This is a genomic window from Pseudomonas sp. PF05 (assembly GCF_056521845.1).
Genome location: NZ_JBWLPW010000007.1, coordinates 228,991 through 249,698 on the forward strand (window position 1 = coordinate 228,991; position 20,708 = coordinate 249,698).

17 protein-coding genes and 1 pseudogene are annotated in these 20,708 nt (G+C 61.4%); 15 read left to right on the forward strand and 3 right to left on the reverse strand.

All coding sequences use genetic code 11. The features are described 5' to 3' along the window. Positions 1-39 precede the first annotated feature (39 nt). A pseudogene (locus tag AC09SL_RS14280) lies at positions 40-1,056 on the reverse strand (methyl-accepting chemotaxis protein); the annotation flags it as partial. Positions 1,057-1,961: 905 nt separating this feature from the next. Here AC09SL_RS14280 and AC09SL_RS14285 point away from each other — a divergent pair. The 15 genes from AC09SL_RS14285 to AC09SL_RS14355 all read left to right on the forward strand — a co-directional run bounded on the left by AC09SL_RS14285 (position 1,962) and on the right by AC09SL_RS14355 (position 18,798). After that, positions 1,962-2,375: an NADH-quinone oxidoreductase subunit A gene (locus AC09SL_RS14285; protein ID WP_030141323.1), complete on the forward strand. Its 414-nt coding sequence runs from the start codon at positions 1,962-1,964 to the stop codon at positions 2,373-2,375. 10 nt (positions 2,376-2,385) lie between these two features. Further along, positions 2,386-3,060, forward strand: coding sequence for a NuoB/complex I 20 kDa subunit family protein (locus AC09SL_RS14290; RefSeq protein ID WP_013693708.1), 675 nt, complete (start codon positions 2,386-2,388; stop codon positions 3,058-3,060). Positions 3,061-3,132: 72 nt separating this feature from the next. After that, positions 3,133-4,917, forward strand: coding sequence for an NADH-quinone oxidoreductase subunit C/D (gene nuoC / locus AC09SL_RS14295; protein ID WP_058546151.1), 1,785 nt, complete (start codon positions 3,133-3,135; stop codon positions 4,915-4,917). 2 nt (positions 4,918-4,919) lie between these two features. After that, complete coding sequence (gene nuoE, locus AC09SL_RS14300; protein WP_053123206.1) at positions 4,920-5,417, forward strand: NADH-quinone oxidoreductase subunit NuoE; 498 nt, start codon at positions 4,920-4,922, stop codon at positions 5,415-5,417. Next, entirely contained in the window at positions 5,414-6,772 is a 1,359-nt protein-coding gene (gene nuoF, locus AC09SL_RS14305) for an NADH-quinone oxidoreductase subunit NuoF (RefSeq protein ID WP_058546150.1), read from the forward strand. The genes nuoE and nuoF overlap by 4 nt, the downstream gene beginning before the upstream one ends. Positions 6,773-6,909: 137 nt before the next feature. Beyond that, entirely contained in the window at positions 6,910-9,624 is a 2,715-nt protein-coding gene (gene nuoG / locus AC09SL_RS14310; protein ID WP_058546149.1) for an NADH-quinone oxidoreductase subunit NuoG, read from the forward strand. Beyond that, positions 9,621-10,628, forward strand: coding sequence for an NADH-quinone oxidoreductase subunit NuoH (gene nuoH, locus AC09SL_RS14315; protein ID WP_058546148.1), 1,008 nt, complete (start codon positions 9,621-9,623; stop codon positions 10,626-10,628). Before nuoG ends, nuoH begins: the two co-directional genes overlap by 4 nt. 11 nt (positions 10,629-10,639) lie before the next feature. Beyond that, positions 10,640-11,188, forward strand: a complete 549-nt coding sequence (nuoI, locus tag AC09SL_RS14320; RefSeq protein WP_003180051.1) for an NADH-quinone oxidoreductase subunit NuoI — start codon at positions 10,640-10,642, stop codon at positions 11,186-11,188. Between the two features lie 9 nt (positions 11,189-11,197). Beyond that, entirely contained in the window at positions 11,198-11,698 is a 501-nt protein-coding gene (nuoJ, locus tag AC09SL_RS14325) for an NADH-quinone oxidoreductase subunit J (RefSeq protein WP_003203382.1), read from the forward strand. Between the two features lie 4 nt (positions 11,699-11,702). Beyond that, complete coding sequence (nuoK, locus tag AC09SL_RS14330; protein ID WP_003180046.1) at positions 11,703-12,011, forward strand: NADH-quinone oxidoreductase subunit NuoK; 309 nt, start codon at positions 11,703-11,705, stop codon at positions 12,009-12,011. After that, a complete protein-coding gene (gene nuoL, locus AC09SL_RS14335; RefSeq protein ID WP_058546147.1) occupies positions 12,008-13,861 on the forward strand; it encodes an NADH-quinone oxidoreductase subunit L in 1,854 nt (617 codons plus the stop codon). The genes nuoK and nuoL overlap by 4 nt, the downstream gene beginning before the upstream one ends. A 39-nt stretch (positions 13,862-13,900) precedes the next feature. Next, positions 13,901-15,433 (forward strand): NADH-quinone oxidoreductase subunit M, encoded by a 1,533-nt coding sequence (nuoM, locus tag AC09SL_RS14340; RefSeq protein ID WP_058546146.1) that lies wholly within the window; start codon positions 13,901-13,903, stop codon positions 15,431-15,433. A gap of 7 nt (positions 15,434-15,440) precedes the next feature. Then, complete coding sequence (gene nuoN / locus AC09SL_RS14345) at positions 15,441-16,904, forward strand: NADH-quinone oxidoreductase subunit NuoN (RefSeq protein ID WP_003203388.1); 1,464 nt, start codon at positions 15,441-15,443, stop codon at positions 16,902-16,904. 109 nt (positions 16,905-17,013) lie between these two features. Then, the gene (locus AC09SL_RS14350; protein WP_058546145.1) at positions 17,014-18,123 is read left to right on the forward strand and encodes an NAD(P)/FAD-dependent oxidoreductase; all 1,110 of its coding nucleotides are present in this window, start codon (positions 17,014-17,016) and stop codon (positions 18,121-18,123) included. Between the two features lie 198 nt (positions 18,124-18,321). Beyond that, positions 18,322-18,798 carry a hemerythrin domain-containing protein gene (locus AC09SL_RS14355; protein WP_058546144.1) on the forward strand — a complete coding sequence of 159 codons (477 nt, stop codon included), beginning with the start codon at positions 18,322-18,324 and terminating at the stop codon, positions 18,796-18,798. A 57-nt stretch (positions 18,799-18,855) separates the two neighbouring features. On the opposite strand, the gene AC09SL_RS14360 is transcribed toward AC09SL_RS14355, so the two are convergent. Further along, positions 18,856-19,734: a LysR family transcriptional regulator gene (locus AC09SL_RS14360; protein ID WP_058546143.1), complete on the reverse strand. Its 879-nt coding sequence runs from the start codon at positions 19,732-19,734 to the stop codon at positions 18,856-18,858. 238 nt (positions 19,735-19,972) lie between these two features. Beyond that, the gene (ycaC, locus tag AC09SL_RS14365) at positions 19,973-20,602 is read right to left on the reverse strand and encodes an isochorismate family cysteine hydrolase YcaC (RefSeq protein ID WP_064106937.1); all 630 of its coding nucleotides are present in this window, start codon (positions 20,600-20,602) and stop codon (positions 19,973-19,975) included. Between the last annotated feature and the right edge of the window lie 106 nt (positions 20,603-20,708).

Genomic DNA, 20,708 nt, shown 5'->3' on the forward strand with positions numbered 1-20,708 from the left:
CTGAATGCCCTGCTGCAAAGCACCCAGCTCATCACGACGGGTCACGATCAGGTGTTGCGTAAGGTCGCCCGCTGCAATGCGATCGACCACAGCCAATGTGTCCTGCAACGGCCGTGTAATCTGGCGAGTGATGATCAAGGCGGCAAAAACCCCCAACAACATCGCCAGGGCAGTACAACTCAGCTGCAGGATGCGAGCCTGGGCGCTGTCTTCGTCCCGGGAGACCAGTTGGCTGGCATACATTTCGTCAGACAGGCGAGTGATGGTTCCACCCAAATCGACAGTGTCCTGCACGGCCTTGCCAATGGCCTGATTGCTGGCAGTGAAGTCCTGCACCGAACGGCGATAAGCAATCACCGCGGTTTGCAGCTGCTTGATGGTGTCAGCATAGGTCGGGCCGAAAGCGCTGTTGAGGGCCTCGATGCTCTTGAGCGCATTTTCGAGCTGGCGGGCGGCGGCTTGTTCGGTGGCGCTGTTGGGGTTGCCGGTATAGCCGCGCACTTCATAACGCACCAGCGCCAAGTCCTCCTTGGCCTTGAGGATGACCCTATAAAGGTCAAAGCGACGCTCATCCGAGGCGGGCATTGCCTCTACATCATTGATGACCTTGGCAATCAGCGCGGCGCCTTTGACCGCATTGACGCCCATCTCCTTGCGCATGGCTGCGTCGTTGCGATAAGCCTCGCGCATCGTATTCAGTGCCACTTGATACTGCGAGCTGGCCTGCTCGATCAGCGCAAGCTTTTTCTGGTTTTCAGGTTTTCTCAACTCGCTGGCGAGGCTTTTTTGCTGGGCGACAAACTGCTCCAGCGACGCCTGGATCAGTGCACCCTTTTGTTCATCTCCCCTGTCCAACTGGTATTGCAAGCGAGCCCTGCGTAGGTGATCAAGACGGTCGCCGAGTTCGGTAATGCTCGTCATGCGATCAGTACGCTCGATCATCTTTCCCAGGCTGAACCAGCCGGTCGCGGCGAGGATAGCGGTCAGAAGCAGCACAACGGCAAAGCCCAAAGCCAGCTTGAGCATAACGCTCATATTCGCGATCCGAGAGTTCATGACATTCCTTAAGGTAATCAGCCGCGAACAATGAAAACTGACGTGGCTATCTAAGAAGGGGCGTTAGCCTAATCAAATATTGGTATAGATGATTAGATGAATAAAGCACAAAGATAGCCATTTGATATCATTTCTTCAAGGGAGTTGACGATGTATAGATTGGCGGGAGGCTAGCGAGCAAAAATCGGCAGAGAACGAGCCTAAAGCACCAAAGCGGTGCCGCTCCAACACGCAGACCCCATGCCCACGGTGCCTGCGCTGGCTCAACTGCTCGACAGCGATCTGAAGACCGGGTTTTTTCACCCGTTTTTTTTGAAGCAACCTACGCTGTAAGAGCAAGCCTGCATCTGTGGGAGCCAGGCATGCCCGCGATGGACAATGACGCCGTCTGCCTCGGGACCGCGTTGCCGACATCGCGGGCAAGCTTGGCTCCCACAGGAGCAGTCCCCCACGCAGATCCAGCCTTCACCACCCCCCCCCACAAAACGTCGGCGCACGGGTAGAAAAATTGATCGAACGCAGTATTGGGCAGTCCGAAAAGGAGTAAAACGTTCGGCGCTGACAATTGCAGTAGCGGCGATGTAAGACAGTCTCTCAGTCACAACACTAAGTGCGCGGTAGAAAGGTCGCCACAGATAATAATAATTATCATTTGGAAGCCATTATCATTGTTACATTCCTCACAAAATATTATTGCTGAACAGACGGTCAACGCCCGCCCGGCCTGGGCCGCGGGGTCATGGAGGCGTGCTATGTCCTTATTCCAATAAATAATTTCGCTATAGGAATTTTACTTGCCCGGTGTTTAGCCATAAAATCACCGCGATTGATTGCTGCGACATATCGTCACTGCGTTATTTCTTTTCAAGCTCAGAGACCTTTGCTCTCTGTTAAGGATTTCCAGCATGCCCGAAGCGACAGGACTCATGGCCCACAACTGGGGCTTTGCCATTTTCCTTCTGGGTGTTGTCGGCCTGTGTGCCTTCATGCTCGGGGTATCGAGCCTGCTCGGGTCAAAAGCCTGGGGCCGCAGCAAAAACGAACCGTTCGAGTCCGGCATGCTACCTACCGGTGGCGCCCGCTTGCGGCTCTCAGCCAAATTCTATCTGGTCGCGATGCTGTTCGTGATCTTCGATATCGAAGCCCTCTTTCTCTTTGCATGGTCTGTGTCCGTCCGCGAAAGCGGCTGGACCGGATTCGTCGAAGCTCTCGTTTTCATAGCAATTCTGTTGGCAGGTCTTGTCTACCTTTACCGAGTGGGGGCGCTTGATTGGGCTCCGGAAGCTCGGCGCAAGCGGCAAGCGAAGCTGAAACAATGAGGCTTTGGCAATGCAATACAATCTCACCAGGATCGACCCCGATGCTCCTAACGAGCAGTATCCGATTGGCGAACGGGAAACCGTCGCCGATCCGTTAGAAGATCAAGTCCACAAAAACATCTTCATGGGCAAGCTCGAAGACGTGCTGAACAGCACGGTCAACTGGGGTCGCAAGAACTCCCTGTGGCCGTACAACTTCGGCCTTTCGTGCTGCTACGTGGAAATGACCACCGCCTTCACGGCGCCCCACGACATCGCGCGCTTTGGCGCCGAGGTGATCCGGGCATCGCCGCGTCAGGCGGATTTCATGGTTATCGCCGGTACCTGCTTCATCAAGATGGCGCCGATCATCCAGCGTCTCTACGAGCAAATGCTCGAGCCCAAGTGGGTTATCTCCATGGGTTCGTGCGCCAACTCCGGTGGCATGTACGACATCTACTCCGTCGTTCAAGGGGTGGACAAGTTCCTGCCCGTGGACGTCTACGTGCCCGGCTGCCCGCCTCGCCCTGAAGCTTTCCTGCAAGGCCTGATGCTGTTGCAGGAGTCGATTGGCCAGGAGCGTCGCCCACTGTCCTGGGTCGTTGGCGATCAAGGCGTCTATCGCGCCGACATGCCATCGCAAAAGGAACAGCGCCGCGAACAGCGTATCGCAGTCACCAACCTGCGCAGCCCCGACGAAGTCTGATCCAGCTCTGCTCTGCATAAGAAACGAGAACCTGGGTTCATTCTTTACGTTGACCGAAAGCGATAAATAACCATGACTACAGGCAGTGCTCTGTACATCCCGCCTTACAAGGCAGACGACCAGGATGTGGTCGTCGAACTGAACAACCGTTTTGGCCCCGAGGCGTTCACCGCCCAGCCGACCCGCACCGGCATGCCGGTGCTTTGGGTTGCCCGCGCCAAACTCGTCGAAGTCCTGACTTTCCTGCGCAACCTGCCCAAGCCGTACGTCATGCTCTATGACCTGCACGGCGTGGACGAGCGCCTGCGCACCAAGCGTCAAGGGCTGCCCGACGGCGTCGACTTCACCGTGTTCTATCACTTGATGTCGATCGAGCGTAATAGTGACGTAATGATCAAGGTCGCCTTGTCCGAGAGCGACCTTAGCGTGCCGACCGTGACCGGCATCTGGCCGAACGCCAACTGGTACGAGCGTGAAGTGTGGGACATGTACGGGATCGACTTCCCCGGCCACCCGCACCTGTCGCGCATCATGATGCCACCGACCTGGGAAGGTCACCCGCTGCGCAAGGACTTCCCGGCCCGTGCCACCGAGTTCGACCCGTTCAGCCTGTCCCTGGCCAAGCAACAGCTCGAGGAGGAAGCCGCGCGCTTCAAGCCTGAAGACTGGGGCATGAAACGTTCGGGCGCCAACGAGGACTACATGTTCCTCAACCTCGGCCCGAACCACCCTTCGGCCCACGGTGCGTTCCGCATCATCCTGCAGTTGGACGGCGAAGAGATCGTCGACTGCGTGCCTGACATCGGCTACCACCACCGTGGCGCCGAGAAAATGGCCGAGCGCCAGTCCTGGCACAGCTTCATCCCGTACACCGACCGCATCGACTACCTCGGCGGCGTGATGAACAACCTGCCGTACGTGCTTTCGGTCGAGAAACTGGCCGGCATCAAGGTGCCGGAGAAGGTCGACGTCATCCGCATCATGATGGCCGAGTTCTTCCGCATCACCAGCCACCTGCTGTTCCTGGGTACCTACATCCAGGACGTCGGCGCCATGACCCCGGTGTTCTTCACCTTCACCGACCGCCAGAAGGCCTACACGGTGATCGAAGCCATCACCGGTTTCCGCCTGCACCCGGCCTGGTACCGCATCGGTGGCGTTGCCCACGACCTGCCGCGCGGCTGGGAAAAACTGGTCAAGGACTTCGTCGAGTGGATGCCCAAGCGCCTGGACGAATACACCAAGGCCGCCCTGCAGAACAGCATCCTCAAGGGTCGTACCGTCGGGGTCGCCGCCTACAACACCAAAGAGGCCCTGGAATGGGGCGTCACCGGTGCCGGCCTGCGTTCCACCGGTTGCGACTTCGACCTGCGCAAGGCGCGCCCTTACTCCGGCTACGAAAACTTCGAATTCGAAGTCCCGCTGGCGGCCAATGGCGATGCCTACGACCGCTGCATGGTTCGCGTCGAGGAAATGCGCCAGAGCATCAAGATCATCGACCAATGCATGCGCAACATGCCGGAAGGCCCGTACAAGGCGGATCACCCGCTGACCACGCCGCCGCCCAAAGAGCGCACGCTGCAACATATCGAGACCCTGATCACGCACTTCCTGCAGGTTTCGTGGGGCCCGGTCATGCCGGCCAACGAGTCCTTCCAGATGATCGAAGCGACCAAGGGCATCAACAGTTATTACCTGACGAGCGACGGCGGCACCATGAGCTACCGCACCCGGATTCGCACCCCAAGCTACCCGCACCTGCAGCAGATCCCATCAGTGATCAAAGGCAGCATGGTCGCGGACTTGATCGCGTACCTGGGTAGTATCGATTTCGTTATGGCCGACGTGGACCGCTAAGCATGAATAGCACGCTTATCCAGACAGACCGTTTCGCCCTGAGCGAAACCGAGCGCTCGGCCATCGAGCACGAGCTGCATCACTACGAAGACCCGCGCGCGGCGTCGATCGAAGCCCTGAAGATCGTCCAGAAGGAACGTGGCTGGGTGCCTGACGGCGCGCTCTACGCCATCGGCGAGATCCTCGGCATCCCGGCCAGCGACGTCGAAGGCGTGGCCACCTTCTACAGCCAGATTTTCCGCCAGCCAGTGGGCCGTCACATCATTCGTGTCTGCGACAGCATGGTCTGCTACATCGGCGGCCACGAATCGGTGGTCGGCGAGCTCCAGAGCAAGCTGGGCATCGGCCTGGGCCAGACCACTGCCGACGGTCGCTTCACCCTGCTGCCGGTGTGCTGCCTGGGTAACTGCGACAAGGCGCCAGCGCTGATGATCGACGACGACACCTTCGGTGACGTCCAGCCTGACGGCGTCGCCAAACTGCTGGAGGGCTACGTATGACCCTGACTTCCTTCGGGCCCGCCAACCGCATCCAGCGTTCGGCCGAAACCCATCCCCTGACCTGGCGCCTGCGTGACGACGGCGAAGCCGTATGGCTGGACGAGTACCAGGCCAAGAACGGTTATGCCGCCGCGCGCAAGGCGTTCGCCGACATGGCCGGCGACGACATCGTCCAGACCGTGAAAGACTCCGGCCTCAAGGGCCGCGGCGGCGCGGGCTTTCCCACGGGTGTGAAGTGGGGCCTGATGCCCAAGGACGAATCCATCAACATCCGCTACCTGCTGTGCAACGCGGATGAAATGGAGCCCAACACCTGGAAGGACCGCATGCTGATGGAGCAACTGCCCCATCTGCTGATCGAAGGCATGCTGATCAGCGCCCGCGCGCTGAAAACCTACCGTGGCTATATCTTCCTGCGTGGCGAGTACACCACCGCCGCCAAGCACCTGAACCGTGCCGTGGAAGAAGCCAAGGCCGCAGGCCTCTTGGGCAAGAACATCCTGGGCTCGGGCTTCGATTTCGAGCTGTTCGTCCACACCGGTGCCGGACGCTATATCTGCGGTGAAGAAACCGCGCTGATCAACTCCCTGGAAGGCCGCCGCGCCAACCCACGTTCCAAGCCGCCCTTCCCTGCCGCCGTCGGCGTGTGGGGCAAGCCGACCTGCGTGAACAACGTCGAGACCCTGTGCAACGTGCCGGCGATCATCGCCGACGGCGTGGACTGGTACAAATCCCTGGCCCGCGACGGCAGCGAAGACATGGGCACCAAGCTCATGGGCTTCTCCGGCAAGGTCAAGAACCCTGGCCTGTGGGAACTGCCGTTCGGCGTCACCGGCCGCGAACTGTTCGAAGACTACGCCGGCGGCATGCGCGACGGCTACACGCTCAAGTGCTGGCAGCCTGGCGGCGCCGGTACCGGTTTCCTGTTGCCCGAACACCTGGACGCCCAAATGTACGCCGGCGGCATCGCCAAGGTCGGCACCCGCATGGGTACCGGCCTGGCCATGGCGGTGGACGACAGCGTCAACATGGTGTCGCTGCTGCGCAACATGGAAGAGTTCTTCTCCCGTGAGTCGTGCGGTTTCTGCACCCCTTGCCGCGATGGCCTGCCGTGGAGCGTCAAGCTGCTGCGGGCCCTTGAAAACGGCGAAGGCCAGGCCGGCGACATCGAGACCCTGCTGGGTCTGGTGGGTTTCCTCGGCCCAGGCAAGACCTTCTGTGCTCACGCACCGGGTGCCGTGGAGCCGTTGGGCAGCGCGATCAAATACTTCCGCCCTGAATTCGAGGCCGGCATCGCGCCAACCCGCGCGGGCGATCTCAATCAGGTGGTCACGCCGACCATGGTCGGCGCGTAACGACGCTTTGAAAGGCGAAGGGTCCGTGCCCTTCGCCTTCGTCCGATGACGCCTTTGAAGGCTGTTTGGATTCGGACGAATAACAAGATTCCATTAGCCACGCCCGCTGACACCGGGCCAACGAAGAACTTTGAACCATGGCCACTATCCACGTAGACGGCAAAGAGCTCGAAGTCGATGGCGCAGACAACCTGTTACAGGCATGTCTGTCGCTGGGCCTCGACATTCCATATTTCTGCTGGCACCCCGCCCTTGGCAGCGTTGGCGCTTGTCGCCAGTGCGCAGTCAAGCAGTACACCGACGAAAACGACAAGCGTGGTCGGATCGTCATGTCCTGCATGACCCCCGCCACCGACGGCAGCTGGATCTCCATCGACGACGAAGAAGCGAAAGTGTTTCGCGCCAGCGTCGTCGAATGGCTGATGACCAACCACCCTCACGACTGCCCGGTCTGCGAGGAAGGCGGCCACTGCCACTTGCAAGACATGACGGTGATGACCGGCCACAACGAGCGCCGTTATCGCTTCACCAAGCGCACCCACCAGAACCAGGACCTCGGCCCGTTCATCTCCCACGAGATGAACCGCTGCATCGCCTGCTATCGCTGCGTGCGTTTCTACAAGGACTACGCCGGCGGCACCGACCTGGGTGTTTTCGGCGCCCACGACAACGTGTACTTCGGTCGCGTTGAAGACGGCACCCTGGAAAGCGAGTTCTCCGGCAACCTCACCGAGGTCTGCCCGACCGGTGTGTTCACCGACAAGACTCACTCCGAGCGTTACAACCGCAAGTGGGACATGCAGTTCTCGCCGAGCATCTGCCATGGCTGCTCCAGCGGTTGCAACATTTCCCCGGGCGAGCGCTACGGTGAACTGCGTCGTATCGAAAACCGCTTCAACGGTTCGGTGAACCAGTACTTCCTGTGTGACCGTGGCCGTTTCGGCTATGGCTACGTCAACCGCAAGGATCGTCCACGCCAGCCATTGCTCGCCAACGGCGCCAAGCTGAGCCTGGACCAAGCACTGGATAAAGCCGCCGACCTGCTGCGCGGTCGCAACATCGTCGGCATCGGTTCGCCACGGGCCAGCCTGGAAAGCAACTACGCGCTGCGTGAACTGGTCGGCGCCGAGCACTTCTACAGCGGCATCGAAGCCGGTGAGCTGGAACGCATCCGCCTGGTGCTGCAAGTGCTCAAGAACAGCCCGCTGCCCGTGCCGAACATGCGCGACATCGAAGACCACGACGCGGTGTTCGTCCTCGGCGAAGACCTGACCCAGACTGCCGCCCGCATGGCCCTGGCCCTGCGCCAGTCGGTCAAGGGCAAGGCCGAAGACATGGCCGACGCCATGCGCGTGCAGCCATGGCTCGACGCCGCCGTGAAGAACATCGGCCAGCACGCGCTGAACCCGCTGTTCATCGCCAGCCTGGCTGAAACCAAGCTCGACGACGTGGCCGAAGAATGCGTCCACGCCGCCCCTGACGACCTGGCCCGCATCGGTTTCGCCGTGGCCCACGCCCTGGACGCCAGCGCCCCGGCCGTCGACGGGCTGGACAGCGAAGCGGCCGCCCTGGCCCAACGCATCGCCGACGCCCTGCTGGCGGCCAAGCGCCCACTGATCATCGCCGGCACCTCGTTGGGTTCCAAGGCGCTGATCGAAGCCGCGGCCAACATCGCCAAGGCCTTGAAGCTGCGCGAGAAGAACGGTTCCATCAGCCTGATCGTCCCGGAAGCCAACAGCCTCGGCCTGGCCATGCTCGGTGGCGAATCGGTAGACGCCGCCCTGCAAGCGGTGATCGACGGCAGCGCCGACGCCATCGTGGTGCTGGAAAACGACCTGTATACCCGCACCGACAAGGCCCGGGTGGACGCCGCCCTGAACGCCGCGAAAGTGCTGATCGTCGCCGACCATCAGAAAACCGCCACCACCGACCGCGCCCACCTGGTGCTGCCGGCGGCGAGCTTCGCCGAAGGCGACGGTACGCTGGTCAGCCAGGAAGGTCGCGCCCAGCGCTTCTTCCAGGTCTTCGACCCGCAATACCTGGACGCCAGCATCCTGGTTCATGAAGGCTGGCGCTGGCTGCATGCCCTGCGCTCGACCCTGCTGGACCAGCCGGTGGACTGGACGCAACTGGACCACGCGACCGCTGCCTGCGCCGAGAGCAACCCGCAACTGGCGCGCATCGTCGATGCCGCTCCGTCGGCCTCGTTCCGCATCAAAGGCCTGAAGCTGGCGCGCGAACCGCTGCGCTACTCCGGTCGCACCGCCATGCGCGCCGACATCAGCGTTCACGAACCGCGCACCTCCCAGGACAACGACACCGCGTTCTCGTTCTCCATGGAAGGCTACTCGGGCTCGACCGAACCGCGTTCCCAGGTGCCATTCGCCTGGTCGCCGGGCTGGAACTCGCCGCAAGCCTGGAACAAGTTCCAGGACGAAGTCGGTGGTCACCTGCGTGCCGGCGACCCGGGCACCCGCCTGATCGAAAGCCAGGGCGATGGCCTGAGCTGGTTCGCCAGCGTGCCACGCGCCTTCAACCCGGCACCGGGCACCTGGCAGGTCGTGCCGTTCCATCACCTGTTCGGCAGCGAAGAGAACTCTTCCAAGGCCGCACCGGTGCAGGAGCGCATCCCGGCCGCCTACGTGTCGCTGGCCAAGTCCGAAGCCGACCGCCTGGGCGTCAACGACGGTGCCCTGCTGAGCCTGAACGTGGCCGGCCAGACCTTGCGTCTGCCACTGCGCATCAATGAAGAACTGGGCGCCGGCCTGGTGGCCCTGCCGGCCGGCCTGGCAGGCATCCCGCCAGCGATTTTCGGCAAAACCGTCGACGGTCTGCAGGAGGCAGCGCAATGAGCTGGTTCACCCCTGAAGTGATCGCTGTGATCCTGACGGTCCTCAAGGCCATCGTGATCCTGCTGGCCGTGGTGGTCGCAGGCGCACTGTTGAGCTTCGTCGAACGTCGCCTGCTGGGCTGGTGGCAGGACCGCTACGGTCCGAACCGCGTCGGCCCGTACGGGATGTTCCAGATCGCCGCCGACATGATCAAGATGTTCTTCAAGGAAGACTGGACGCCACCGTTTGCCGACAAGGTGATCTTCACCCTGGCACCGGTGGTGGCCATGAGCGCCTTGCTGATCGCCTTCGCGATCATCCCGATCACCCCGACCTGGGGCGTGGCGGACCTGAACATCGGCCTGCTGTTCTTCTTCGCCATGGCCGGCCTGTCGGTGTATGCGGTGCTGTTCGCCGGCTGGTCGAGCAACAACAAGTTCGCCCTGCTGGGCAGCCTGCGGGCCTCGGCCCAGACCGTGTCCTACGAAGTGTTCATGGGCCTGTCGCTCATGGGCATCGTGATCCAGGCCGGCTCGTTCAACATGCGCGACATCGTCGAGTACCAGGCCCAGAACCTGTGGTTCATCATTCCGCAGTTCTTCGGTTTCTGTACCTTCTTCATCGCTGGCGTGGCCGTGACTCACCGTCACCCCTTCGACCAGCCGGAAGCGGAGCAGGAACTGGCCGACGGTTACCACATTGAATATGCCGGCATGAAATGGGGCATGTTCTTCGTCGGTGAATACATCGGCATCATCCTGATCTCGGCGCTGCTGGTAACGCTGTTCTTCGGTGGCTGGCACGGTCCGTTCGGCATCCTGCCGCAACTGTCCTTCGTCTGGTTCGCCCTGAAGACGGCGTTCTTCATCATGCTGTTCGTCCTGCTGCGCGCCTCGATCCCGCGCCCACGCTACGACCAGGTGATGGACTTCAGCTGGAAATTCTGCCTGCCGCTGACCCTGATCAACATGCTGGTGACCGCTGCGATCGTTTTGATGAACGCGCCTGCGGCCGCGGTTCAGTGAGGATTTGACCCATGTTCAAATATATTGGCGACATCGTTAAGGGTACCGGTACCCAACTGCGAAGCCTGGTCATGATCTTCGGCCATGGCTTTCGCAAGCGCGACACCCTGCAATACCCGGAAGAGCCGGTCTACCTGGCACCGCGCTATCGTGGCCGCATCGTTCTGACCCGCGACCCCGACGGCGAAGAGCGCTGCGTGGCCTGCAACCTGTGCGCCGTGGCGTGCCCGGTGGGTTGCATCTCGCTGCAGAAAGCTGAAACCGAAGACGGTCGCTGGTACCCGGACTTCTTCCGTATCAACTTCTCGCGCTGCATTTTCTGCGGCCTCTGCGAGGAAGCCTGCCCGACCACCGCGATCCAGCTCACGCCGGATTTCGAAATGGCCGAGTTCAAACGTCAGGACCTGGTGTACGAGAAAGAAGATCTGCTGATTTCCGGTCCCGGTAAAAACCCTGATTACAACTTCTATCGTGTTGCAGGTATGGCCATTGCCGGTAAGCCAAAAGGCGCCGCGCAGAACGAAGCCGAACCGATCAACGTGAAGAGCTTGCTGCCTTAAGGAAGAAAGATGGAATTCGCTTTCTATTTCGCATCGGGTATCGCGGTGGTGTCCACGCTTCGTGTGGTCACCAACACCAACCCCGTGCACGCCCTGCTCTACCTGATCATTTCGCTGATCGCCGTGGCCATGACCTTCTTCGCCCTCGGCGCGCCGTTCGCCGGTGCCCTGGAAGTGATCGCCTACGCTGGCGCCATCATGGTGCTGTTCGTGTTCGTGGTGATGATGCTCAACCTCGGCCCGGCCGCGGTCCAGCAGGAACGCTCCTGGCTCAAGCCCGGCATCTGGGCGGGACCGGTGATCCTGTCCGCCCTGCTGCTGGGTGAACTGCTGTATGTGCTGTTCGCTCACCAGAGCGGCCAGGCCATCGGCCACACCACCGTAGACGCCAAGGCCGTGGGCATCAGCCTGTTCGGTCCGTACCTGCTGGTGGTCGAACTCGCCTCGATGCTGCTGCTTGCCGCAGCCGTCACGGCGTTCCATTTGGGCCGTAACGAGGCGAAGGAGTAATCACATGCCTGCTATCCCTCTCGAGCATGGTCTGGCGGTTGCCGGCATCCTGTTCTGCCTCGGTCTGGTTGGCCTGATGGTCCGCCGCAACATTCTGTTCGTGCTGATGAGCCTGGAGGTCATGATGAATGCCTCCGCCCTGGCCTTCATCGTCGCGGGCGCTCGCTGGGCGCAGCCGGATGGACAGATCATGTTCATCCTGGTGATCAGCCTGGCAGCCGCCGAGGCCAGTATCGGCCTGGCGATCCTGTTGCAGCTGTATCGCCGCTTCCACACCCTCGACATTGACGCTGCCAGCGAGATGCGCGGATGAACCTTCTCTTCCTGACTTTCGTATTCCCCCTCATCGGTTTCCTGCTGCTGTCGTTCTCTCGTGGACGCTGGTCGGAGAACCTGTCGGCGCTGGTTGGCGTGGGCTCCATCGGCCTGTCTGCCATCGTCACGGCCTACGTGATCTGGCAATTCAACGTCGCCCCACCGGAAGGTGGCCGGTACGTGCAGGTGCTGTGGCAGTGGATGGCCGTTGAAGGCTTCACGCCGAACTTCGCCCTGTACCTGGACGGCCTGTCCATCACCATGCTCGGCGTGGTGGTCGGCGTGGGTTTCCTGATCCACCTGTTCGCCTCCTGGTACATGCGCGGTGAAGCCGGTTATTCGCGCTTCTTCGCCTACACCAACCTGTTCATCGCCAGCATGTTGTTCCTGGTGCTCGGCGATAACCTGTTGTTCCTGTACTTCGGCTGGGAAGGCGTGGGCCTGTGCTCGTACCTGTTGATCGGTTTCTACTACAGCAACCGCAACAACGGGAATGCCGCACTCAAGGCGTTCATCGTCACCCGGATCGGCGACGTGTTCATGGCCATCGGCCTGTTCATCCTGTTCCAGCAACTGGGTACGCTGAACATCCAGGAATTGCTGGTCAAGGCACCCGAGCACTTCCAGGCCGGTGACTTCTGGATCGTCCTGGCGACCCTGATGCTGCTGGGCGGCGCCGTCGGTAAATCCGCGCAACTGCCGCTGCAAACCTGGTTGGCGGACGCGATGGCCGGCCCTACCCCGGTTTCGGCACTGATCCACGCCGCGACCATGGTGACCGCGGGCGTCTACCTGATCGCCCGTACCCACGGCCTGTTCGCCCTGGCGCCGGACATCCTGCACCTGGTCGGCATCGTCGGCGGCGTGACCCTGGTACTGGCCGGTTTTGCCGCCCTGGTACAAACTGACATCAAGCGCATCCTCGCCTACTCGACCATGAGCCAGATCGGCTACATGTTCCTGGCCCTGGGCGTTGGAGCCTGGGAAGGCGCGATCTTCCACCTGATGACCCATGCCTTCTTCAAGGCGTTGCTGTTCCTTGCTTCCGGTGCGGTGATCGTTGCCTGCCACCACGAGCAGAACATCTTCAAGATGGGCGGCCTGTGGAAGAAACTGCCGTTGGCCTACGCCAGTTTCATCGTCGGCGGCGCGGCCCTGGCGGCCCTGCCACTGGTCACCGCCGGTTTCTACTCCAAGGACGAGATCCTCTGGGAAGCGTTCGCCAGCGGTAACCAGGCACTGCTCTATGCCGGCCTGGTGGGTGCATTCATGACCTCGCTGTACACCTTCCGCCTGATCTTCATCGCGTTCCATGGTGAAGCCAAGACCCAAGCCCATGCCGGCCATGGCATTGCCCACTGGCTGCCACTGTCGGTGCTGATCGTGCTGTCGACCTTCGTCGGCGCCATGATCACCCCGCCGCTGGCCGATGTGCTGCCGCAAAGCGTCGGTCATGCCGGCGGCGAAGCCAAGCACAGCCTGGAAATCGCCTCGGGCGCCATCGCCCTGGCGGGCATCCTGCTGGCCGCCCTGCTGTTCCTGGGCAAGCGTCGTTTCGTCACGGCGATCGCCAACAGCGGCATCGGGCGATTCCTTTCGGCCTGGTGGTTCGCCGCCTGGGGCTTCGACTGGATCTACGACAAACTGTTCGTCAAGCCATACCTTGCGATCAGCCACATTCTGCGCAAAGACCCGCTCGACCAGACCATTGGCCTGATCCCGCGCATGGCCAAGGGCGGCCACACCGCCCTGAGCCGTACCGAGACCGGTCAACTGCGTTGGTATGCGGCTTCCATGGCGGCTGGCGCCGTGCTGGTTATCGGCGCCATCGTGCTGGTAGCGGTCTGATATGAACCTTGCGAACTTGCGAAAGGAAACGAGCCCGTCATGATTCTGCCCTGGCTAATCCTGATCCCCTTCATCGGCGGCCTGCTGTGCTGGATCGCGGAGCGCTCCAGCTCCACGCTCCCGCGCTGGATTGCGCTGCTGACCATGTCCCTGGAACTCGCGCTCGGCCTCTGGCTGTGGGCGACCGGCGACTATTCATTTGCTCCGGCCCCTGGCGCCGATCCAACCTGGGCGCTTGAATTCAAGCACGTCTGGATCGCGCGCTTCGGCATCAGCGTGCACCTGGCCCTCGACGGCCTGTCGCTGCTGATGATCCTGCTGACCGGCCTGCTGGGTATCCTCTCGGTACTCTGCTCCTGGAAAGAGATCCAGCGTCACGTGGGTTTCTTCCACCTGAACCTGATGTGGATCCTGGGCGGCGTCATCGGCGTGTTCCTGGCGCTGGACCTGTTCATGTTCTTCTTCTTCTGGGAAATGATGCTGGTGCCGATGTACTTCCTCATCGCGCTCTGGGGTCACAGTTCTTCGGACGGCAAGAAAACCCGGATCTACGCGGCGACCAAGTTCTTCATCTTCACCCAGGCTTCCGGCCTGATCATGTTGGTGGCGATCCTTGGCCTGGTACTGGTCAACTTCAACAACACCGGCGTGATTACCTTCAACTACGCCGACCTGTTGAAAGTGCAGATGTCCAAGACCACCGAGTACGTGCTGATGCTCGGCTTCTTCATCGCCTTCGCGGTGAAGCTGCCGGTGGTGCCGTTCCACTCCTGGCTGCCGGACGCCCACGCCCAGGCGCCGACCGCAGGTTCCGTGGACCTGGCCGGTATCTTGCTCAAGACGGCGGCCTATGGCCTGCTGCGTTTTGCCCTGCCGCTGTTCCCCAATGCGTCGGCCGAGTTCGCGCCGATTGCCATGACCCTGGGCCTGATCGGGATTTTCTACGGTGCGTTCCTGGCGTTCGCCCAGACCGACATCAAGCGCCTGATCGCGTTCTCCAGCGTTTCGCACATGGGCTTCGTGCTGATCGGGATCTACTCCGGCAGCCAGCTCGCCCTGCAAGGCGCGGTGATCCAGATGTTGGCTCACGGCCTGTCGGCGGCGGCGCTGTTTATCCTCAGCGGCCAGTTGTACGAGCGCCTGCACACCCGGGACATGCGTGAGATGGGCGGCATCTGGTCGCGCATCGCCTACCTGCCGGCCATCAGCCTGTTCTTCGCCGCCGCTTCCCTGGGCCTGCCAGGCACTGGCAACTTCGTCGGCGAGTTCCTGATCCTGATCGGCACGTTCGCCAGTTCGCCATGGATCACCGCCATTGCGACTTCCGGCCTGGTGTTCGGTTCGGTCTACTCGCTGATCATGATCCACCGTGCCTACTTCGGCCCGACCAAGTCGGACGAAGTGCTGCGTGGCATGGACGGTCGCGAACTGATCATGGTGCTCGGCCTTGCGGTGCTGCTGGTTTACCTCGGCGTTTTCCCGCAACCGTTCCTCGACACCTCTGCCGCCACGATGCATGGCGTGCAGCAGTGGCTCGGCACCGCCTTCTCTCAACTCGCTTCGGCCCGGTAAGAGCGCTATGGAATTCACGATTCAACACTTTATCGCGCTTGCGCCGCTGTTGATCACCAGCGCCACGATCATCGTGGTGATGCTGGCGATCGCCTGGCGGCGCAATCACTCACAGACCTTCCTGCTGTCGGTGGCGGGGCTGAACCTGGCCCTGCTGTCGATCTTGCCGGCCCTGAAAGTCGCGCCCCTGGCGGTCACCCCGCTGATACAGATCGACAGCTTCGCCTGCCTCTACATGGCGTTGATCCTGGTCGCCACCCTGGCCTGTGTCACCCTCGCCCACGCCTACCTCGGCGATGGCGGTTCGGGTTACCCGGGCAACCGCGAAGAACTGTACCTGCTGATCCTGATGGCCGCCGCCGGTGGCCTGGTCCTGGTCAGCGCGCAGCACCTGGCCAGCCTGTTCATCGGCCTGGAACTGCTGTCGGTACCGGTCTACGGCCTGGTGGCCTATGCCTTCTTCAACAAGCGCTCCCTGGAAGCCGGCATCAAGTACATGGTGCTGTCGGCGGCCGGTTCCGCGTTCCTGTTGTTCGGTATGGCCCTGCTCTACGCCGAAGCCGGCACCCTGAGCTTCGTCGGCATCGGCCAGGCCCTGGCGGCTACCGGCCTGCCTAGCCCGATCGCGCAACTGGGCCTGGGCATGATGCTGATCGGCCTGGCGTTCAAACTGTCGCTGGTACCGTTCCACCTCTGGACCCCGGACGTCTACGAAGGCGCCCCGGCGCCAGTGGCGGCGTTCCTGGCCACCGCTTCGAAAGTGGCGGTGTTCGCGGTCATGGTGCGTCTGTTCCAGATCTCGCCAGTGGCCAGCAGCGGTGTGCTGAGCAACGTGCTGACCATCATCGCCATCGCGTCGATCCTGTTCGGTAACCTGCTGGCACTGACCCAGAGCAACCTCAAGCGTCTGCTGGGTTACTCGTCCATTGCCCACTTCGGCTACCTGTTGATCGCCCTGATCGCCAGCAAAGGCCTGGCCGTGGAAGCCATCGGCGTGTACCTGGTCACCTACGTGATCACCAGCCTCGGCGCCTTTGGCGTGATCACCCTGATGTCCTCGCCGTACAACGGCCGCGACGCCGACGCCCTGTACGAATACCGCGGCCTGTTCTGGCGCCGTCCGTACCTGACCGCCGTGCTGACCGTGATGATGCTGTCCCTGGCCGGCATCCCGCTGACCGCCGGCTTCATCGGCAAGTTCTACATCATCGCCACCGGCGTCGAAGCTCACCAATGGTGGCTGGTCGGCTCCCTGGTGCTGGGCAGTGCCATCGGCGTGTTCTACTACCTGCGCGTCATGGTCACCCTGTACCTGATGGAACCCAACCTGCGTCGTCACGACGCCGAGTTGCACTGGGAACAAAAGGCAGGCGGCGTGATGCTGCTGGCCATCGCCGTACTGGCATTCTTCCTCGGTGTGTACCCGCAGCCGTTGCTGACCCTGGTTCAGCAGGCTGGCTTGACGGGCTGATCGTGTAGCGGTAGATCGTAGAAAACAGAAACGGCACCTTTGGGGTGCCGTTTTTGCGTTTGGGGCATGATGGATTTTCAGGAACCCGAGCCGTGAAGGAGAAACAACGTTGAATGTCGATATCGAGTGCATCGTCGTAGGCGCGGGGGTCGTCGGGCTCGCCGTGGCGCGGGAAATGGCCCAGGCCGGTCATGAAGTGCTGGTGATCGAAGCCGCCGAAGCCATCGGCATGGGCATCAGCTCGCGCAACTCCGAAGTCATCCATGCAGGCATCTATTATCCGCCGGGCAGTCTCAAGGCGCAGCTGTGCGTCGAAGGCCGGCACCGGCTGTACGCCTATTGTGAAAGCCACGGCGTCGCCACCCGCCGGCTCGGCAAGTTGATCGTAGCCACGGATCAGGCGCAAGTGGCCGGACTCGAAACATTGCTTGAGCGGGGCTTGATGAACGGCGTGGATGACCTGCTCCTGCTCGTTCAAGAACAGGCGCTGGCATTGGAACCGGCCCTGGCCTGTGTCGCCGCGCTGTATTCGCCTTCCACCGGTATCGTCGATTCCCACGCTCTGATGCTGGCCTTGCTGGGCGACGCCGAAGCGGCCAGGGCGAACATTGCCTTCCACACGCCTTTGCTGGGAGCTCGCGTCATCACTGGGGGGTTCATGCTGGAATTGGGCGGCACGGCGCAGATGACCCTGTCCTGTCGCCTGCTGATCAACGCCGCGGGCCTCCAGGCACCGGCCCTCGCCCGCCGCATCGAAGGCCTGGAGATGCAATCGGTACCCGAGGACTTTTTGTGCAAGGGCAACTACTTCAGCCTCGCCGGGCGAGCACCGTTCCGCCATTTGGTCTATCCCGCACCGGAAGCTGCTGGCCTGGGCATCCACATGACGCTCGATTTAGCAGGCCAGGCGCGTTTCGGCCCGGACACCGAATGGGTCGAGTGCGAGGACTATCGAGTGGATCCGGCCCGGGCCGAAGCGTTTTACCCGGCGATCCGCAATTATTGGCCGGGCCTGCCCAACCAGAGCCTGCAACCAGCCTACAGCGGCATCCGCCCAAAGATCTCCGCGCCCGGCGAACCGGCCCGCGACTTTGTCATCAGCAGCGAGGCCGAACACCGGGTGCCAGGGTTGATCAACCTGCTCGGGATCGAATCGCCCGGGCTGACGTCCTGCCTGGCAATCGCCAGCCGGGTCCGACAACGGATCGAAAATGCCTAGCCACCAGCGCAAAGTGCAACGCGTTTTGCCCCCCGCTCATGCAGCTTGCACGACGCCGGAAATTCCTTGCGTTTCAACTTATTGTTTTTAAAGGGTTTTAAATCGATCTTCGGCTGGCACAGCTGATGCAATTCAGCTCTTACGCGGCGTAGGCGTCTCCAAGCCTGCCCGCTTCCGTGTATTGCCGAGGAGCTACCTATGAATGCCATTGATCTGTTGAAAGCCGACCACGAACGCGTCAAAGCCATTCTGACTCAACTGAGCGAGTCGACCGACCGCGCCGTGAAAAAACGCACCGACCTGTTGGCAAAACTGGAAATGGAAATTTCCATCCACACCCGCCTGGAAGAAGAAATTCTTTATCCGGCTTTCAAGCAGGCCGGTGGCAAGGACGAGGCCGAAATGTATTACGAAGCCAAGGAAGAACACCGTACTGTCGATTCGCTGGTGCTGCCGGACCTGAAAACCACCGATCCGACCCAACCGGAATTCGCCGGTCGGGTGAAAGTGGTCAAGGAACTGCTTGAGCACCACATCGAGGAAGAAGAAAAGGAAATGTTCCCCCAGGCGAAAAAACTGCTGGGCAAGGCAAAACTCGATGCCTTGGGTGCTGACATGGAGACCATGAAAGCGCAGTACAAAAAAGAACTGAGCAGCGCCAATCTCGCCGCCTGATCAAAGCGCCGTGGATGCTTCAGCCGTCATGTGACGGCTGAATGCGTTGCGGCGCTTTTATTGCATTTGTTCTCGCAAAAATTCCACCAGCGCCTGCACCGGGCGTGCACTTTGCCGATGCTGGGGATACACCGCCGACAACGCCAGCGGTGCGGTCTCGAAACCTTCCAGGACCTTGATCAGCCGTCCATCCTTCAAGGCATCGCCGAGGATGAAAGCGGGCAGATAGGTGATGCCCATGCCGGCGATGGCCGCGTCCCTGAGCAAATCGCCGTTATTGGCGCGCATACGTCCCGTGACCTCCAGGGTCAACGGTTTGCCGGTCCCCGCGAAACGCCATTGCACCTGGCGACTGTGACCATAGGGCAAGCAGTCGTGATTGCGCAGGTCTTCAGGCCGCGCAGGCGTGCCTTTTTGCGCCAGGTAAGTGGGGCTGGCGCAGTACACCCGCTCGATGGTCGCGATGCGCCGGGCAATCAGCGTTGAATCCTCCAGCACGCCGATGCGCAGCGCCAGGTCATAGCCCTCCCCCAGCAGATCCACCGAGCGGTCGCTCAGGTCCACCTCGACGCTGACGCCCGGATGGCGCTGCAGAAACAGCGGCAGCAGGCTGCCCAGGTGCGCCACGGCGAAAGACAGCGGTGCGCTGAGGCGAATGGTACCGCGGGGCTCGCTGGTCTGGCCGCTGATGCCCTGCTCCACCTGTTCGACTTCATTGAGCAGGCGCAGCGCCGCTTCGTAATAGCGCTGGCCCAGGGGCGTGACATCCAACCGCCGGGTCGAGCGATTGAGCAGGCGCACGCCCAGGCGCTGTTCCAACTCCATCAGCTTGCGGCTGACGAACTGTTTGGACAGCCCCAGCTTGTCCGCCGCTGCGGTGAAACTGCCCGACTCCATGACCTGGGCAAAGATACGCATTTCTTCGAAGGGGTTCATTGTCATTCCTGGGGTGGACAGTCAGCGGTTTCTGTTGGCCATTGTGGTTTAGGTAAAGCAGATAGGAAAGGTGTGGGATGTGCCGCCGTCATCGCGAGCAAGCTTTGCTCCCACATTGGATCGGGCGAAACCCTGTGGGAGCAAAGCTTGCTCGCGATAGCGGTGAATCAGCTTGAAAGAAGTGAATGCCAAACACAAAAACGCCCGCACACGGCGGGCGTCGTTCAGCATGGACCGCTTACTTGGCCGTCAGCGCCGCGTAGCTGTTCATCAGGTTGCGGTAGTTCGGAATGCGCTGGGACAGCAGGTTGCCCAGGCCTTCGATGTCGTTGCGCCAGTCGCGGTGCAGCTCACAGGCCACCGAGAACCAGTTCATCATTTGCGCGCCGGCCGCGGTCATGCGCACCCAGGCGGCCTGTTGCACGGTTTCGTTGAACGTACCCGAAGCGTCGGTCACAACGAACACGTCGAAACCTTCAGCCAGCGCCGACAGAGTCGGGAACGCCACGCAGACATCGGTGACCACGCCGGCGATGATCAGTTGCTTGCGGCCGGTGGCCTTGATCGCCTTGACGAAATCTTCGTTGTCCCAGGCATTGATCTGGCCCGGACGGGGGATGTACGGCGCATCCGGGAACATTTCCTTGAGTTCCGGCACGAGTGGACCGTTAGGGCCTTGTTCGAAGCTGGTGGTCAGGATGGTCGGCAGTTCGAAGAACTTCGCCAGGTCGGCCAAGGCCAGCACGTTGTTCTTGAACTCGTTGGGCGAGAAGTCCTGGACCAGGGAAATCAGGCCGGTCTGGTGATCGACCAGCAGGACGACCGCGTCGTCTTTGTTCAGACGGTTGTAGGCGGGAACGTTGCTCATGGGATGACTCCTTTGGGATGGATGTTACAAAACCTTGTGGGAGCGAGCTTGCTCGCGATAGCGGCGTGTCAGGCGGCGGCGACGTTGAATGTTCCGCCGCCATCGT